We start from the raw sequence: 16087 nt of genomic DNA, 5'->3' as shown, positions 1-16087 counted from the left end.
TTTCTATCCTGTCCACCGCCTCCTTCCACCCTCTCCCCTTGCGGGACTTGGAGGTGGTGGCGCAGCCACAAACCGCTCCGGTGGAGCGGTTTGAACCGAACAAGGACAGATTTTCTGCGTTCAGCAGAAAATCAGGGTGAGGGGTGCTGCGCCTTCCCATGCATCGGTAGCAAGAGACCCCTCATCCGCCCTTCGGGCACCTTCTCCCGCAAGGGGAGAAGGGAAGATTGCTGATCCGACTATTTCGCCACTAACTCGATCGAACGCACCAGCGCGCCAGTGCCCTGATCGAACAGCGATAGCGACACCACCCCGTTTTCGCGATGGGTCACGTTGACCATCCCATCGGACACAACCGATGACAAAATCTCGGCGCCGGCCGGCAGGCTGACCTCTGCGGCCATTTCTGCCGGGGGCTTGTCGCGCATCACCCGATAGACAAGCGCGAAGCCAATCGCCATAAAGCCCAGCAACAGAATGCCGATCGAAATCCCGAAGGATCGGCGCGCCTTGGCAAACATTGCCTGCGCTTCGGGCGACAGCGGTTCGACCTTGTTGGCCTCGACCGGCTCGTTTTGATTAGGATCGCTCATGCAGGATATATCCGTTGAAGACCTGGACACTGATGCCAGTGAAGTTGAAATCATCGTCGATGCCGCAATGGCCGGCGGCCGGCTCGACGTCGTCTTGGCCAGGGCCCACAGCGTTCTGAGCCGCAACCGCCTCAAGGACCTGATCCTGGGCGGCGCCGTCACCATCAACGGCGTGATCGTAGCCTCGCCCAAATACCTTGTCGCCGAAGGGGAAACAATCACCCTTCTTGCGCCGCCGCCCGAAGATCCAGAACCGCAGCCCGAAAACATCCCGCTCGATATCCTTTATGAGGATGCGTTTCTGATCGTCATCAACAAGCCCGTCGGCATGGTCGTTCACCCCGCTCCCGGCAGCACCAGCGGCACGCTGGTCAACGCGCTGATCTACCATTGCGGCGATAGCCTCAAGGGCATCGGCGGCGTCAAGCGCCCCGGCATCGTGCATCGGCTCGACCGCGACACCTCCGGCGTCATGGTTGCCGCCAAGAACGAGCGCGCCCACAAGCATTTGAGCGAACAATTCGCCGACCACGGCCGCACCGGCCCGCTGCATCGCGCCTACACCGCCTTTGTCTGGGGCCACACCGAAACCGCCCGCGGTTCGGTTGATGCCCCGCTTGGCCGCGACCAGCACAATCGTTTGAAGCAGGCCGTGCGCCGCGATGGCCGCGAAGCCATCACCCACTACCTGACCCAGCAACGCTTTGGCGGCGACGGTTGGGACATCACCCGGCTCGAGTGCCAGCTCGAAACCGGCCGCACCCACCAGATCCGTGTCCACATGACCCATATCGGCCATCCGCTGGTCGGCGACCCGGTCTATGCCCCCGGCTTTGCCACCAAGATCAATCGCCTGCCCGCCGAACCGGCTGCTGCCATTGCAGCTCTGGGTCGTCAGGCGCTGCACGCAGCCGAACTGGGCTTTGAGCATCCTCAATCGGGCGAGGAGATGTTTTTCGAAGCGCCACTGCCAGCTGATCTGCAAGCCCTGGTCGAAGCACTGGAGCCTTATGATCGGGCGTATCCGGGGTAATTCTGAAAGACCCGCTCCCTGGCCCTCCCCACAAGGGGAGGGTGAACCCTGGGTTGGCTTGATCGTGCAAGTCACTCGATGTCACCCTCCCCCTTGCGGTGAGGGAAGGGAGCGGTTCTTGCTGTGCTTCTTGCAACCAATCTCGCCACACCGCGTTCATTCAGATTCTCGGGCCTTTAAATCGTCAAACTGCGACCTATATTGATCTGCAAATCCATCGCTGTGCCTTCGGGACAGCACTTGGATATTCTGCTCGCATCGGGCGAGGGAAAGAAAAGGGGTGCGCCAATGGCCGTGTCCAATCTGCCAATTCTATCAGCCGAGGGCGGGCTGAGCCGGTATCTTCAGGAAATCCGCAAGTTCCCCATGTTGGAACCGGATGAAGAATTCATGCTGGCCAAGCGCTACAAGGAACATACCGATCCAGCTGCGGCACAGCGCCTGATCACCTCGCATCTGCGCTTGGTCGCCAAGATCGCCATGGGCTATCGCGGCTATGGCCTGCCGATTTCCGAGGTTATCTCTGAAGGCAATGTCGGCCTGATGCATGCGGTCAAACGCTTCGAGCCCGACAAGGGCTTCCGGCTGGCAACCTATGCCATGTGGTGGATTCGCGCGGCCATTCAGGAATACGTGCTGCGCTCGTGGTCGCTGGTCAAGATCGGCACCACTGCCGCACAGAAGCGCCTGTTCTTCAACCTCCGCAAGGTGAAGGGCCAGATCGCGGCGCTGGATGACGGCAACCTGCACCCGGACCAGATCAAGCAGATCGCCACCACCCTGCACGTCACCGAAGCCGATGTGGTGTCGATGAATGCGCGCCTCACCGGCGATGCATCGTTGAACTCGCCGATGCGCGCCGATGAAGGTGCCTCCGAATGGCAGGATTGGCTGGTCGACGACACGCCAAGCCAGGAAACCACGCTTGGCGACAGCGAAGAATATAACGAGCGCATGGGTCTTTTGACCAATGCCATGACCGTGCTCAACGAACGTGAACGTGCCATCTTCCAGGCTCGCCGCCTGCAGGATAATCCGGCCACGCTCGAAGAGCTGGCCCAGCAATACGACGTCAGCCGCGAACGCATCCGGCAGATCGAAGTCCGCGCCTTTGAAAAGGTCCAGGACGCGGTCAAGGATGCCGCCAAGAACCGAGCCGGCGCCGACGCTTAAGCGATAATAGAGAAGTTCAAAGGCGGGCCATGTGCCCGCCTTTTGTCTGTTAGCCAGCCCCGCTTGTCCAACTTGTCCCCGCAGCCAGCAAGCTGGCGCATACTCCACCCATCCCCGCGCATGCTGCGCGGTCGCGACGAACGGTCGGTGCGGGGAGGCCGGATGGCAGTGGGGTCGCCCACTGCCCTTTGGATACAGGATGATCCGGACCCGATTTGATCCCCCGGGTTGGGGCCAAGGCCCAGCGTTTGGCACAGGATAAAGCCACGGAAGGTCCTGCCCGAAGAGTCTCCGGAACAGCATGGGGCAAGGTTTGCTTCATTTTACTACCCGCCGGACGACCGGCACCGAGGCGGTGCCTTGCCCCATGTCGCAGCCGCAGGCCATTGGCCGTGCGGAATTTTGTCATGGCCGCTCGAGCATCTCGATCAAATCCCACAACCGTTCCTTGCCCAGGATCAGCAGCCAGGGCGTGTCGTCTACCGGTACGATATCCACCGCTCCACCCACACCTTCATTCGACGTCCCGATCAGCGCGCCCGGCGCCAGATGCAATCCGTCCAGCGGGTACAGCAGTCCCGTCGATGCGACGAAATCCACCGGCACCAGCGGATGGATCGACACCCGCTCCTTTACCCCGGCGGCAAAGCGAAAATGCCCGGTCGCTGCGAACGCCACATCCACTTCGTCCACCACCAGCAGCTTGCGTTGCGGCGCGTATTGCAGCACCGCACTCAACGCCGCCAGCGTATGATCGAGCCGCTTGCCGGTCATCCCCAGCGCCAGCGTCACCGGTGCATTGGTGCAATACAGCGCCTTCTGGAAATCCGTGGTGATCTGCTCGGGCACATGGATCACCCGCGTCCGCTGCTCCCATCCGGCCCGATCCTGCAACGAGTCCAGATCACCGATGATCGCCGCCGGCAGCAGCCCCGCGGCGCCGATCGCATCGCCGCCGCCATCGGCGCCCACCAGCGCCACGCCACGGTCGTGCAAGGCGCGCAGCAGCCCGGCATCGACCGCGCCGCCGCCCACAATGGCGAGCACGCCGGCAAACTCGATGGGCAGGCCGCACTCTTGCTTCAAGGAAGTCACTTGCATGCAATGATCGCTCTGATTATGTGTGAGGCGTCTCGCTGGGGTGTTCTGCAGGTCTGCAGAGCTGAGAGTTACCCATTGAACCTGAACCAGGTCATGCTGGCGGAGGAAGTTCGAGATGGCAAGGCCGCTCGTTCGGCCGCACCATTGACACATCCCCTATCACATGGCCGCAACCCATTAGGGAAGAGCCATGCTCAAACTGACCCATCTGGCGCTTGCGGTCCTTCTCGGTCTTGCTGCGGTCCCCGCACAGGCCCAAGGAACTTCAAGTGATGCACCAAAGCTCACGATCTACACCTATGACGGCTTTGCCGCCGATTGGGGCCCCGGCGGCCAGCTCAAGGCCGGCTTTGAGGCCCGTTGCAGCTGTACCGTTGAATTCGTCGCCGCCGACAGCTCCATCGGCACGCTGCGCAAGGTGCAGCTCGAAGGCGACAGCACCCCGGCCGATCTGATCGTTGGCCTCGATACCGCCATTGCCGGCGAAGCCCGCGCCACCGGCCTGTTCGCCGATCATGGCCTCGATCTGGCCAATCTGAACCTGCCCGAAAAGTGGACCGACCAGCAGTTCGTGCCGTTCGACTATTCCCACTTCGCCATCATGTACGACACCGACCGCACCAAGACGCCGCCCAAGTCGTTTGAAGAGCTGATCGCCATGCCGGCCAGCGTCAAGATCTCGATCCAGGACCCGCGCTCGTCCACGCCGGGCTTTGGTCTGGTACTGTGGATCAAGGCCGCCTATGGCGACAGGGCCAAGGATATCTGGGCCGGTCTTAAGCCCCATATTCTGACCGTTACCCGCGACTGGTCGGAAAGCTATGACCTGTTCCTCAAGGGTGAGGCCGACCTGACCCTCTCCTATACCACCTCGCCGGCCTACCACATCATCGAGGAAAAAAAGGACACCATCAAAGCTGCCATCTTTGACGAAGGCCATCTCGCCCAGATCGAAGTCGCCGGCATCCTCAAATCCTCCAAGCACCAGCAATTGGCCAAGGATTTCCTCGCTTATCTGACCTCGGTCAATGGCCAGAAAATCCTGCCCACCACCAACTGGATGTTCCCGGTGGTTGATCTGGGCGCCGATACCAATGCCGTATTCGGCACCCTGCCGCAGCCCACCAAAACCCTGTCCGTCAGCGACGCCGACATCGCCGCGCACGGCAAGGAATGGATCGACGAAATGCTCAAGGCGATCCAGTAGACCGATGGGCACCCCCACCCCTGACCCCTCCCCACAAGGGGAAGGGGTCAGGGGTTGCTTCACACCGGAGGCACATTGTTGACCACCCTGCCCATCCGCCCCCAACGCGTCGCCGCCGGCCTGGTGCTGGCCGCGGCCATCGCGAGCCTGATTGCCGTCCTCCTCTGGGCCATCTTCAACGCCGCGTCAGCCGCCCCAAACACCAGCTCAAGCAGCGTCGACATCCCCCACCTGCTGCGCATGACCAGCATCCAGGCAGGACTGACCACGGCCATCTCGTTGCTGGTCGGCACCGCGCTTGCCTGGTGCCTCAATCGGCTGCGCTTTCCGGGGCGTGATCTGGTCATCGGCATCTTCGCCTCGGCCATTGTCACCCCCGGCATGATCGTCGCCTTCGGCATGCTGTCGATCTGGGGACGCAATGGCTGGATCAACCAGACCACCGGGCACCTGTTCGGCTTCTCCATCGGCAATCCGGCCTTTGGCCTGTCCGGCATCCTGTTCGCCCATGTCATTCTCGATGGCGCCTTCGCCGCCCGCATCCTGCTCGCCCGCCTCGACGCCATTCCGTCACCGCGCCTCAAGACCGGCCAGAGCCTTGGCCTTTCGGCCATCCAGCGCTTCGCCATCATCGATTGGCCCGCCATCCGCGGCACTCTGCCAGGCCTTGCCGCCATCATTTTCCTGCTGGCCTTCACCAGCTTTCCCATCGTGCTGCTGCTCGGCGGTGGCCCAGCCAATCAAACGCTGGAAGTCGCCATCTATGCCGCCATCCGCCAGGATTTCGACCTGCGCGCCGCCGTGCTGCTGGCCCTCACCCAGATCGGCGTCTGCTCTCTGGTCATTCTCGCCTCGGCCGCGCTGCCGCCAGTGCCCTCGGCGCTCGGACCGTCGAAAGCCCAAAGCTGGAGCGATGGCGTGTTGGCCCGCACCCTCCAGATCATCCTGCTGACCCTGGCGGCCGCGGCTTTCATCCTGCCTCTGCTGTCCGTCCTCGTCAGCGGGCTGGGCAACGGCCTGCTCGTTGTCATGTCGCGCCCCAATTTCTGGTGGTCGCTCGCCACGAGCCTGACCATTGGCACGCTCTCCGCTCTGCTCACCCTGACGCTGGCCCTGCTGCTGTCGCTCGGACGTGGCGCCACGGCGCGACCGGGCCTGCGCATCCTGCTTGGCGTGCCAGTCTATGCCTACCTTGCGGTACCGGCAGTGGTGCTCTCGCTCGGTTTCTTCCTGCTAGTCCGTGCGCTTGGCATCGCGCCCGGCGCAGCGGCCCCCGTCGTCGTGGTCATCGCCAATGCGCTGCTGGCGCTGCCCTTCGCCGTTGCCACTCTCGGCCCGCCGCTCGATGCCATCACCAGCACGCGCGGCAAACTGATCCGCTCATTGGGCCTGACCAGTTGGCAGCAATTCGCCTTGATCGAATATCCGTTGCTTGGCCGCGATATCGGCGTCGTGCTGGCGCTGTCATTCTGCTTTTCGCTGGGCGACCTGGGCGTCATCGCCCTGTTCGGCACGCAGGACTTCACCACCCTGCCGCTGCTGATGTTCCGCGCCCTCGGGGCCTATCGGGGTAATGACGCGGCCGCGATCGCCGCCATCCTGCTGATCGGCACCACGCTGGCCTTTGTCGCCCTGCCGCGTCTTATCGAAAGACTGTCCAATGTTCGCCGCTGACAACCTCACCTTCGCCTATCCCGGCCAGATCGAGCCTTATCGCTTCTGGCTGGAGGCACACGATGGCGAAGTCACTGCTGTGTCCGGGGCCAGTGGCTCCGGCAAATCCACTCTGCTGGATCTGCTGGCCGGCTTTGCCAGGCCCAGCGGCGGCACGATCACTCTTGATGGCGCCGACATCACCGCCCTGCCCCCCGAGCACCGCCCGCTGTCGCTGTTGTTGCAATCGGAAAGCCTGTTCGAGCACCTGTCAGCAACCCGCAATGTCGAGCTGGGCCTGTCCACCGCCACGCCGCGCGCTGACACCAAATCGGCGGTAGAAGCGGCCCTCGCCGAAGTCGGCATGGCAGGTTTCGGCGCGCAGAAAGCCGCAACGCTCTCCGGTGGTCAAAAGCAGCGCGTCGCCTTGGCCCGCACGCTGTTGCGCAACCGTCCGGTCCTGTTGCTCGACGAACCATTTTCCGCACTGGACGATGCCACGCGCGGCACTATCCGTACCCTGGTCAAGGAGCTGACGGAGCGTCATCGCTGGCACACCATTCTGGTCAGCCACCATGCCGATGACGTCGCAGCCCTTGCCACGCGGCGCTACCGGTTGGAAAACCGCACGCTCAGGCTGGAATAATCAGGGCGTTTTGGCAGCAGCCGACCAGGCGGTGAACACCTTGGTGAACAGTGCCTGCGCCGCATCGTCTTTTTCCAATGTGATAATGGCACGGGTGCCAGTGCCGTAGATCACCGCAAAATCCATCCATTTGCGGCTGGTCAGCAGGTCGATATTAGCCGGCATGTCCTTGTCTGCGGCGCTGAGCGCGAACAGGAACGAGCTGCCGACGACACGGGCCGAAGCTCCAACGAGCGGCGTACCCTGCACCAATTCCTCGTTTTTCAGCAACACACCGGGCAGACCGGCAATGGTGCCCCCGATAAAGCTGTCGCTGACCTGGAAATTGACTTCCATCAGATGGCTGGCGGGCAGGCTCGGATCGGCATTCTTGCGAATGATCAGATCGACACTAAGATTGCGCGCCGGAATATTGGCCTTGGCTACCAGCGTCGGCAGGCCGATCTCATCGACACCCTCGGACCATTCCACCGTGCCCGAGAATGGCACAGCACCGGTTCGGCCATCCGAAGATGCCTCCAGCAGCAGCGATTGACTGCCCGCCAGTACAGCCGGATCGACCGAAGCTGCGGGATCGGTCACCGCGGCCTGAGTGGGATCTTCAACCGGCAGACGTTCCTCGTTGGAGGGCGTTGTCGCAGTGCCGACATCTGGCAATTTCACCGCATCGACGCTTGGCACTACCGCTGTCGGGGTTGGCTCCAGACGCTCTTCCGGCTCCAGCCCGTCGAGAGCCGTCGTCGCGGCAGCAGACCCAGTGCTGCCAGCTGTGTTGCCGGGCCCGGCCACCGGCTGCACGGGAGCAGCCTGAGGTGTTGTGTCCAGCGTCGGTGTCGTCGCTGTTCCAGTGGCCGGCGCAGTTTCGGCCACTGCTGTGGTTGAGCGGCCAAACATTTGATCCAGGTTCACATAGCCTTCGCGCCAGGCCCAAAACCCGGCCCCGCCAACACCCGCCAGCAGCAGCGCAAACACCACCAGAAAAATCGTAAGGCCCGCCCCGCGCCGCTGCGATTGCGGCTCGGCGTGGTCGTCATCGAGCAATGCGGTATCGGCTGCGTTGGCAGCAACGGCCCGCACCCGGTCCGGCGTCTCAGGCAGCATCGCGGTCTTTTCGCCGCGCGCCTCTCGGTCCAGGGTTTCAATGGCGCGCTCGATCGCGCCTTCAGCTTCCGCCGGGTTCGGCTGCGAAGCCGGTTCAAGATCGACTTCACGCACGCTGGACAGCGCCGTCTCGACCGGCCGTAGTTCAGTGCCCTGAATCGCTTCGATTAATTGCTGACGTGCCGCCGACTGTCCGCCCATGCCAATCGATGGCTCGAGACGCAGGCCGTTGCTGCGAATCGTTTCCGCCGCAGCGTTGGCGGCAAAGCTGGGCATTGGCTCGCGCCTGGGCTCAAAACCCGGACGATCATATGTGCGGTTCGCGTTGGGCATCGGCGAGGAGGCCGCGCTCTTTGCCGCCTCTGCGCGCGCCACGATGGACGGCACCATACGCGGCTCAGGCCGGGCTTCAATCACCGGCAAAGCGGTCTTGGCAACAACTGGTTCTGCTGGCTTCGGCGCTTGCGGCGGCGACACATCCGCTTTGGGGTTGGCCTGCTCGGCAGCGCTGATGATGTCTTCAATAGACTCCGAAGCGGCAGGCCTTTCGACAACAGACGGAGCCGGCACAACAACGGCCTGCGGCGGCACATAGGGTTTGCGCGCCTCAATAGTTGATTCGGGCCTGCGTGCCTCGATAGTCGGCTCGGGTCTCGGTGCCGGCGGAGCAGGTTCAGGCGTTGCCGCAACAACGGGCTCTGGTTCTACTCGCGGCGGAGCCACGTGCTCGCGCCCCAGCGTGATCACCGCTTCGCTGGCTTCCTGCTCCACCTGACGGATGCAATCTTCAAGTTGCAGGCGATGCTGAGTGATGTCGCGGGCCGGAAGCGGGGGATTGATCGCGCGCAATTGCCCGACCAGCGCAGAACGCGCCTTCTCATAAACCGCGCGTCGCGCGGCCCCATTATTTTCCGGCAGGGCGGTGATTGCCCTGCGCAACAGCTCTTTGTAGTCCGCCATTCGCTACTTGTTACTCACAATTTGCCACATTCTTTTAGCAAAAAAACTCAATCTTGGAATGGGTCATGCACGAGGATGGTATCGAGCCGCTCCGGACTTGTCGAAAGCATCGCAACGGGTGCCCCAATCAACTCCTCGATGTAGCGAACATATTTGATGGCCTGTGCCGGAAGCTCGGCCCAGCTGCGCGCGCCGGCAGTGGTTTCCGACCAGCCTTCGAGCGTTTCATAAATCGGCTTAACCCGCGCTTGTGCCCCCATTGAGGCAGGCAAATAATCAATTCGTGATCCGTCGAGTTCGTACCCGACGCACACCTTGATTTCCTTCAGCCCATCCAGAACATCGAGTTTGGTCAAGGCGATACCCGAAATCCCGGAGGTCCGCACAGTCTGACGCACCAGCACCGCATCAAACCAGCCGCAGCGGCGCGGACGGCCGGTATTGACGCCCACTTCCTTGCCCACCGTCGCCAGATGACGACCGATCTCGTCGTTCAGCTCGCACGGGAACGGACCTTCGCCGACACGGGTCGTATAGGCCTTGGTAATGCCCAGCACATATCCGATCGCCGTTGGCCCCAGGCCTGAACCGGCAGCGGCCTGACCGGCCACCGTGTTGGACGAAGTCACGAACGGATAAGTGCCGTGGTCATTGTCGAGCAGCGCGCCCTGCGCGCCCTCGAACAGAATGCGCGCGCCAGCCCGGCGCTTTTCATCCAGAATCCGCCAGACCTGATCCATGAACGGCAGGATTTCTGCCTCTACCGAAGTCAGCTCGTCATAAATCTTCTGCGCGTCGATCTCCACCAGACCCATGCCGCGCCGCAGTGCATTATGATGCAGCAGCAAGCGCTCGATCTTGAGCATCAGCGTCTCAGGCTCGGAAAGATCGATCAGGCGGATGGCGCGGCGACCCACCTTGTCTTCGTAGGCCGGACCAATGCCGCGCTTGGTGGTGCCGATCTTGAGGCCGGCATTGGAATCTTCGCGGATCGAGTCCAGCTCGCGATGCAGCGACAGGATCAGCGGCGCATTGTCGGCAATGCGCAGGATTTCCGGGGTAATCTCGACGCCCTGCGCCCGGAGCTTGGCCATTTCGGCGACAAAGTGGTGCGGATCGACCACCACGCCATTGCCGATCACCGAGAACTTGCCCTGCACCAGCCCCGATGGCAGCAAAGCCAGCTTGTAGCTGACCCCATCAATGACCAGCGTATGGCCGGCATTGTGCCCGCCGTGGAACCGCACCACCACATCGGCGCGCTCCGATAGCCAGTCCACGATCTTGCCTTTGCCTTCGTCGCCCCATTGCGAGCCGACGACCACCACATTTGCCATTCGATTGTCCTCAGGATAGGCGCGCCAACAAACTCCCGGCGGCAATCGCCGAAAGCTGGACTGGCAAAAAAGTTAGTTCCCCGGCCGCCGGTTTTGAATTTGTGGCGCGCCGAATTGCTGATAAGTCCGAGTCTCAATACATCACTCGAGCCGCGATGACAAAGCCGCCCTCCCCGCAAAATCGCGGCATATCCGCCCGGCTGCTCGACCAGCCTTATATCTTGCTGGTTTTGACCACTTTGTTCTGGGGCGGCAACGTCGTCGCGGGCAAACTGGCGGTCAACAATATCGATCCATATACGCTCACCCTGGTCCGCTGGACGGGTGCGCTGTTGATCGTTTTGCCATTTTCGATTCGCGGCTTGCGGCGCGATCTCCCGGTGCTGTTCAGCAAATGGTGGCTGTTCCTGTTCTATGGTGGCGTCGGCTATGTGACCTTCAACATTCTGGTCTACATCGCCTCCCATTTCGCCTCGGGCATCAACATCGCGCTCGAACAGGTGACGATCAACATGTTCGTCATGCTGGCCAATTTCATCCTGTTCCGCACCAGGGTCCGCAGCCTGCAACTGGTGGGCGTTGCCATCACCGCGCTGGGCGTCCTCGTCACCGCCACCCATGGCGATCTCGCCCGCCTGCTCAAGCTCGATATCGGCTTCGGCGATCTGCTGGTGCTGCTCGCCTGCGCGGCCTACGCCGCCTATTCGGTCACCCTGCGCTGGCGGCCGGCGACCAGTTCCTGGCTGAGTTATCTGGTCGCCACCTTCATCGGCGCCATTATCGCTGCCATCATCTACCAATTCGCGCTCGGCGGCGGCATCGGCACACTGGTTGCCACCCTGCCTAACGTCACGCCGCAAGGCTGGTGGGTCGCCGCCTACACCATGCTGCTGCCTTCAGTGGTCTCGCAAATGTTCTACGTCCGCGGTGTCGAACTGATCGGCGCCAACCGGGCAAGCCTGTTCATCAACTTGATCCCGATCTTTGCCGCAGTGCTGTCAGTGCTGATCCTGGGCGAAGTGCTGCAGGGCTACCACATCGTCGCGGCAGCGTTAGTCGTTGTAGGAATTGCTCTGGCCGAGGTTGCGGCGCGACGAACCTGAACCTTCTTCCTTCTCCCCTTGAGGGAGAAGGTGCCCAAAGGGCGGATGAGGGGTTTGCGGTGTGGCGTTTGCGGCCTCAACCCCTCACCCTGAAATTCTGCTGAACGCAGAATTTCTATCCCTCTCCCTCAAGGGAGAGGGACGTCAGCGCATCTAGAACGTCAGTGCCTTGGCCTGCTTTACGCCCGGCAGGCCGGCGATCTGGGCCAGCTGCGGTTCGGTCAGCCTGCCGTCGATGGAGACCAGCGCGATAGCATCGGCGCCCACTTCGGCACGGCCCAGGTTGAAGTTGGCGATATTGATGCCAAGCGTGCCCAGCAGCGTACCCAGGCGGCCGATATGGCCCGGCTTGTCCTCATTGGTCACATACAGCATGGATTCCGTCAGTTCGGCCTCCATGTTGATGCCCTTGACCTGGATGACGCGCGGCCGGCCATTGGCAAACACGGTGCCGGCCACCGCCCGCTCCTGCCGCTCGGTGGTCACCGTCAGGCGAATGTAGTTTTCATACGCTCCCTGCTGTTCGCGGGTCACCACTTCCACATTGATGCCCCGGTCCTTGGCGACTTGGGGTGCCGAAACCATGTTCACTTCCGCCATCATCGGCTTCATCACACCATTGAGCGCCACGGCCACCATCGGCCGCACGTTCATGCCCGCGACATGGCCTTCAAACTCGATCTTGATGCCGGTGATCGCAGTTTCGGTAAGTTGGCCGGCAAACGAGCCCAGCACTTCCGCCAGCTTGATGAACGGCGTCAGGCGTGGCGCTTCTTCAGCCGAAATCGACGGGAAGTTCAGCGCATTGGTAATCTCGCCGCTCATCAGATAGGCCGAAATCTGCTCGGCGACCTGCAAGGCCACGTTCTCCTGGGCTTCCGAAGTCGACGCGCCGAGATGGGGCGTGCAGATCACGTTGGCCAATTCAAACAGCGGGTTGTTTTGCGCCGGCTCTTCCAGGAACACGTCGAGCGCCGCGCCAGCAACATGGCCGGACTTCAGGGCTTCGTAGAGCGCGGCTTCATCGACCAGACCACCCCGGGCACAGTTGATGATCCGCACGCCCTTCTTGGTCTTCCTCAATGCCTCGGCGCTGATGATATTGCGCGTCGCCTCGATCAGCGGGGTGTGCAGCGTGATGAAATCGGCACGCGCCAGCAGATCATCCAGCTCGACCTTTTCCACCCCGATTTCCTGCGCTCGTTCCGGTGTCAGGAACGGATCGAACGCGATCACCTTCATGCGCAGCCCCTGCGCCCGGTCGGCAACGATCGAACCGATATTGCCGGCGCCGATCAGGCCCAGTGTCTTGTTGGTCACTTCCACGCCCATGAAGCGGTTCTTTTCCCACTTGCTGGCACGGGTCGATGCATCGGCTTCCGGGAGTTGGCGGGCCAGCGCCATCATCATGGCAATGGCATGCTCGGCCGTGGTGATCGAGTTGCCGAAGGGCGTGTTCATCACAATGATGCCCTTCTTGGTCGCCGCCGGAATGTCGACATTGTCGACACCAATGCCGGCGCGCCCGATGACCTTCAGATTGGTCGCGGCAGCGATGATCTTTTCGGTGATCTTGGACGCGGAGCGGATGGCAAGGCCATCATACTGGCCGATGACTTCGAGCAGCTTGTCCTTATCCTTGCCGAGGTCGGGCAGGTAATCCACCTCGACGCCATTGTCCTTGAACACCTGAACGGCGGCAGTGCTGAGCTTGTCGGAAACGAGAACCTTGGGCATGAAGCCCTCCTGAATTTGAACTAGGGTCTGGATGACCCCCACCTAGCCTCCCCCTGCAGGGGGAGGAACAGCTCCGCTTTCGTGGCCACATATTGCCACGCACTCGATCAGCCCTCCCCCTATCAGGGAGAGGTTGGGTGGGGGTTTAGTTGGTTAAGCCGCAGCTTGGGTGAGCGCTGCCTTTTCCTCGGCAAACGCGAAATCCAGCCACGGCGTCAAAGCCGAAAGCGACGCCGCCTCGATGGTCGAGCCGGCCCATATCCGCAAACCCGACGGAGCGTCCTTATAAGCGCCGATGTCGTAAGCCACGCCGGCCTTGTCGAGCCGGGACACGATGGCCTTGGCAAACGCTGCCTGCTTGTCGGTATCGAGCGCGGTGATCCCCGAATCAACGATCGAGAAACACACCGAGGTGTTGGAGCGGAACGCCGTATCCCTGGCCAGGAACTCGACCCAGTCGGTCTTGGCAACCCAATCGGCCAGAACCTTGAAATTGGCGTCGGCACGGGCCTGCAAGGCCTTCAGCCCACCCTCTTTCATGCCCCATTCCATCGCATCGATCGCGTCCTCGATGCACAACATCGAGGGCGTGTTGATGGTGGCGGCCTCGAACACTTCGCCCAGCAGCTTGCCGCCCTTGGTCAGGCGAAAAATCTTGGGCAGCGGACGATCGGGCTTGAACGATTCCAGCCGTGCCACCGCACGCGGCGACAGGATCAGCACGCCATGCGCAGCTTCTCCGCCCAGCGCCTTCTGCCAGGAGAAGGTCACCACATCGAGCTTGGGAAAATCAAGCTTCTGCGCAAAAGCGGCCGAGGTCGCATCGCAAATGGTCAGGCCCTTGCGGTCTGCCTTGATCCAGTCAGCATTGGGCACCCGCACACCGGACGTCGTGCCGTTCCAGGTGAACACCACATCGCGGTCGGTATCGACAGTGTTCAGGTCCGGCAATTCGCCATAACCGGCCTTGATGATGCGCACGTCGGCAAGCTTGAGTTGCTTGGCCACATCGGTGACCCAGCCTTCGCCAAAGCTTTCCCAGGCCAGCATATCGACGCCGCGTTCGCCCAGCATCGACCACATCGCCATTTCAACGGCGCCGGTATCGGAGGCGGGTACGATGCCGATCAAATAGTCAGCGGGAACTTCGAGGAGTTCACGCGTCAGGTCGATGGCGCGCTGAATACGGGCCTTGCCGGGCTTGGAGCGGTGCGAGCGACCGACCAGCGCATTGGCCAGCGCCTCAACTGTCCAACCAGGACGTTTCGCGCAGGGACCAGACGAGAAATTTGGATTGGCCGGTTTGACCGCCGGTGCGGTATGGGGCGTAGAAGCCATCGTTGCGACCCTCCCAGGTCGATAGCCTTGCGTTAGGGCAAGGTGTCCTGAGGCGGGAGATACTCCTCAGCGGGGATCGGCGTCAATACGTCTTTTGATGCAGGCGCAACTTCCGTCAATATCGTGACCAATCGCGGAGTTCCTGAGTTACGCAGGCACCACGACCATGCTCGTCGGGTCGACTTTGCACCCAGGTATATCGCGGCCAACCTGCCTGAAAAGCGCCGCGACCTGTGGGAGGCGAGAGCGGCTCAACGCGCAACGTGCCCCCGGACGGCGTGCGCACGCCCTTGCACAACCAGCTCCCCTGTGCCGTGACGACCACGAACAGCATTACGGACCTGATCCAATTGTTCCGGGCTGAGCCTGGCAAGGACTGGCCCGATGCCGGGCGCTGAGGTCGCGATGGACCAATAGTGTTCGAATGTTGGAAAGACCCGGCTGGAGGTAATTTCGCGGGTTTCAACCTCGACAAGGCCAGCGTCGGCCCACAAGCGAGCAAGCACGTCCAGGTTTGCGACCTCCGAGCGCGGCGGCAACATCGGCTCCGCACCCACCGCGCGCATGGCAGCATGGACGTCCTCATAAGGAAAACCGCCGCCTTCCATGTCCCAGGCGTAGGCCGCAACCGTCCCGCCAGGCCGAACGACCCGCCGCAGTTCGGCAACGCCCCGCGCCGGATCCGGAACGAAAAAGATGACAAGAGCCATGATGGCGGCGTCAAAAGCGCCATCCAGGTAAGGAAGTTGCAGTGCAGAACCCAAGGTGAAGTTCGCCACCCCCGATACGTGCCGCTTTCGGGCAAACACCAGTTGCGCTTCGGACGGATCGATCGCCTCGACCAGTGCGGCTCTGGCCCTGTCAATGATCAGCTCCGTAGAGGCGCCATTTCCGCACCCGACGTCTGCCCATTTGGCGCCCGCTGGAACGTTGAGCCAATCCAGAAAGATTGTTCCAACCAAAGCGCTCCACACGCCCATCATGGCTTCGTAGCGCTCGCCATCTTGAAACTGCATCGCCTCAGCCATGAGATCCTCCCGGAGATGGGGCACTATAACGCGATGCACGGGCACTCGATAGAGGGGCTCACGAAGGCCGCACGAGC

Annotated in this window: 13 protein-coding genes and 1 riboswitch; of the genes, 6 read left to right on the top strand and 7 right to left on the bottom strand. The window is 62.0% G+C overall.

Translation table 11 applies throughout. The features are described from left to right. Positions 1-239: 239 nt before the first annotated feature. Positions 240-593, bottom strand: coding sequence for a DUF6476 family protein (locus tag ABIT12_RS01000; protein ID WP_348044466.1), 354 nt, complete (start codon positions 591-593; stop codon positions 240-242). A 67-nt stretch (positions 594-660) separates the two neighbouring features. On the opposite strand from ABIT12_RS01000, the gene ABIT12_RS00995 reads away from it, so the two are divergent. Both ABIT12_RS00995 and rpoH read left to right on the top strand, forming a co-directional pair. Next, the gene (locus ABIT12_RS00995) at positions 661-1626 is read left to right on the top strand and encodes an RluA family pseudouridine synthase (RefSeq protein WP_348044528.1); all 966 of its coding nucleotides are present in this window, start codon (positions 661-663) and stop codon (positions 1624-1626) included. 288 nt (positions 1627-1914) lie between these two features. Continuing rightward, positions 1915-2799 carry an RNA polymerase sigma factor RpoH gene (gene rpoH, locus ABIT12_RS00990; protein WP_348044464.1) on the top strand — a complete coding sequence of 295 codons (885 nt, stop codon included), beginning with the start codon at positions 1915-1917 and terminating at the stop codon, positions 2797-2799. 405 nt (positions 2800-3204) lie between these two features. Here rpoH and ABIT12_RS00985 read toward each other — a convergent pair whose 3' ends face one another. Continuing rightward, positions 3205-3900: a thiamine diphosphokinase gene (locus ABIT12_RS00985; RefSeq protein ID WP_348044462.1), complete on the bottom strand. Its 696-nt coding sequence runs from the start codon at positions 3898-3900 to the stop codon at positions 3205-3207. 26 nt (positions 3901-3926) lie between these two features. After that, positions 3927-4027, top strand: a riboswitch (TPP riboswitch). 63 nt (positions 4028-4090) lie between these two features. On the opposite strand from ABIT12_RS00985, the gene thiB reads away from it, so the two are divergent. The 3 genes from thiB to ABIT12_RS00970 all read left to right on the top strand — a co-directional run bounded on the left by thiB (position 4091) and on the right by ABIT12_RS00970 (position 7406). Then, the gene (gene thiB / locus ABIT12_RS00980) at positions 4091-5107 is read left to right on the top strand and encodes a thiamine ABC transporter substrate binding subunit (protein WP_348044460.1); all 1017 of its coding nucleotides are present in this window, start codon (positions 4091-4093) and stop codon (positions 5105-5107) included. A 78-nt stretch (positions 5108-5185) separates the two neighbouring features. Next, the gene (locus ABIT12_RS00975) at positions 5186-6781 is read left to right on the top strand and encodes a hypothetical protein (protein WP_348044459.1); all 1596 of its coding nucleotides are present in this window, start codon (positions 5186-5188) and stop codon (positions 6779-6781) included. Then, positions 6768-7406: an ATP-binding cassette domain-containing protein gene (locus ABIT12_RS00970; RefSeq protein ID WP_348044458.1), complete on the top strand. Its 639-nt coding sequence runs from the start codon at positions 6768-6770 to the stop codon at positions 7404-7406. Before ABIT12_RS00975 ends, ABIT12_RS00970 begins: the two co-directional genes overlap by 14 nt. Here the strand turns inward: ABIT12_RS00970 and ABIT12_RS00965 are convergent, their stop codons facing one another. Both ABIT12_RS00965 and ABIT12_RS00960 read right to left on the bottom strand, forming a co-directional pair. After that, positions 7407-9467: a hypothetical protein gene (locus ABIT12_RS00965; RefSeq protein WP_348044456.1), complete on the bottom strand. Its 2061-nt coding sequence runs from the start codon at positions 9465-9467 to the stop codon at positions 7407-7409. 47 nt (positions 9468-9514) lie between these two features. Then, the gene (locus ABIT12_RS00960; protein ID WP_348044454.1) at positions 9515-10804 is read right to left on the bottom strand and encodes an adenylosuccinate synthase; all 1290 of its coding nucleotides are present in this window, start codon (positions 10802-10804) and stop codon (positions 9515-9517) included. Between the two features lie 155 nt (positions 10805-10959). Between ABIT12_RS00960 and ABIT12_RS00955 the strand changes: the two genes are divergently transcribed. Continuing rightward, complete coding sequence (locus ABIT12_RS00955) at positions 10960-11907, top strand: DMT family transporter (RefSeq protein ID WP_348044452.1); 948 nt, start codon at positions 10960-10962, stop codon at positions 11905-11907. Positions 11908-12060: 153 nt separating this feature from the next. On the opposite strand, the gene serA is transcribed toward ABIT12_RS00955, so the two are convergent. The 3 genes from serA to ABIT12_RS00940 all read right to left on the bottom strand — a co-directional run bounded on the left by serA (position 12061) and on the right by ABIT12_RS00940 (position 16010). Beyond that, a complete protein-coding gene (gene serA, locus ABIT12_RS00950) occupies positions 12061-13644 on the bottom strand; it encodes a phosphoglycerate dehydrogenase (RefSeq protein WP_348044450.1) in 1584 nt (527 codons plus the stop codon). A 153-nt stretch (positions 13645-13797) separates the two neighbouring features. After that, the gene (locus ABIT12_RS00945; protein ID WP_348044448.1) at positions 13798-14982 is read right to left on the bottom strand and encodes a phosphoserine transaminase; all 1185 of its coding nucleotides are present in this window, start codon (positions 14980-14982) and stop codon (positions 13798-13800) included. Positions 14983-15233: 251 nt separating this feature from the next. Further along, complete coding sequence (locus ABIT12_RS00940; RefSeq protein WP_348044446.1) at positions 15234-16010, bottom strand: methyltransferase domain-containing protein; 777 nt, start codon at positions 16008-16010, stop codon at positions 15234-15236. Positions 16011-16087: the final 77 nt, after the last annotated feature.

It is taken from the genome of Devosia sp., from assembly GCF_039927955.1.
Classification (GTDB): Bacteria; Pseudomonadota; Alphaproteobacteria; order Rhizobiales; family Devosiaceae; genus Devosia.
The sequence above is the reverse complement of the archived record's forward strand: the minus strand, read 5'-3'. Positions and strand labels throughout refer to the sequence as shown.

Coding starts and splice junctions, on each gene's coding strand:
- ABIT12_RS00985 (WP_348044462.1), bottom strand. CDS start 3,900: ATGCAAGTGACTTCCTTGAAGCAAGAGTGCGGCCTGCCCATCGAGTTT.
- ABIT12_RS00960 (WP_348044454.1), bottom strand. CDS start 10,804: ATGGCAAATGTGGTGGTCGTCGGCTCGCAATGGGGCGACGAAGGCAAA.
- ABIT12_RS00995 (WP_348044528.1), top strand. CDS start 661: ATGGCCGGCGGCCGGCTCGACGTCGTCTTGGCCAGGGCCCACAGCGTT.
- ABIT12_RS01000 (WP_348044466.1), bottom strand. CDS start 593: ATGAGCGATCCTAATCAAAACGAGCCGGTCGAGGCCAACAAGGTCGAA.
- ABIT12_RS00955 (WP_348044452.1), top strand. CDS start 10,960: ATGACAAAGCCGCCCTCCCCGCAAAATCGCGGCATATCCGCCCGGCTG.
- ABIT12_RS00945 (WP_348044448.1), bottom strand. CDS start 14,982: ATGGCTTCTACGCCCCATACCGCACCGGCGGTCAAACCGGCCAATCCA.
- thiB (WP_348044460.1), top strand. CDS start 4,091: ATGCTCAAACTGACCCATCTGGCGCTTGCGGTCCTTCTCGGTCTTGCT.
- ABIT12_RS00970 (WP_348044458.1), top strand. CDS start 6,768: ATGTTCGCCGCTGACAACCTCACCTTCGCCTATCCCGGCCAGATCGAG.
- rpoH (WP_348044464.1), top strand. CDS start 1,915: ATGGCCGTGTCCAATCTGCCAATTCTATCAGCCGAGGGCGGGCTGAGC.
- ABIT12_RS00940 (WP_348044446.1), bottom strand. CDS start 16,010: ATGGCTGAGGCGATGCAGTTTCAAGATGGCGAGCGCTACGAAGCCATG.
- ABIT12_RS00965 (WP_348044456.1), bottom strand. CDS start 9,467: ATGGCGGACTACAAAGAGCTGTTGCGCAGGGCAATCACCGCCCTGCCG.
- serA (WP_348044450.1), bottom strand. CDS start 13,644: ATGCCCAAGGTTCTCGTTTCCGACAAGCTCAGCACTGCCGCCGTTCAG.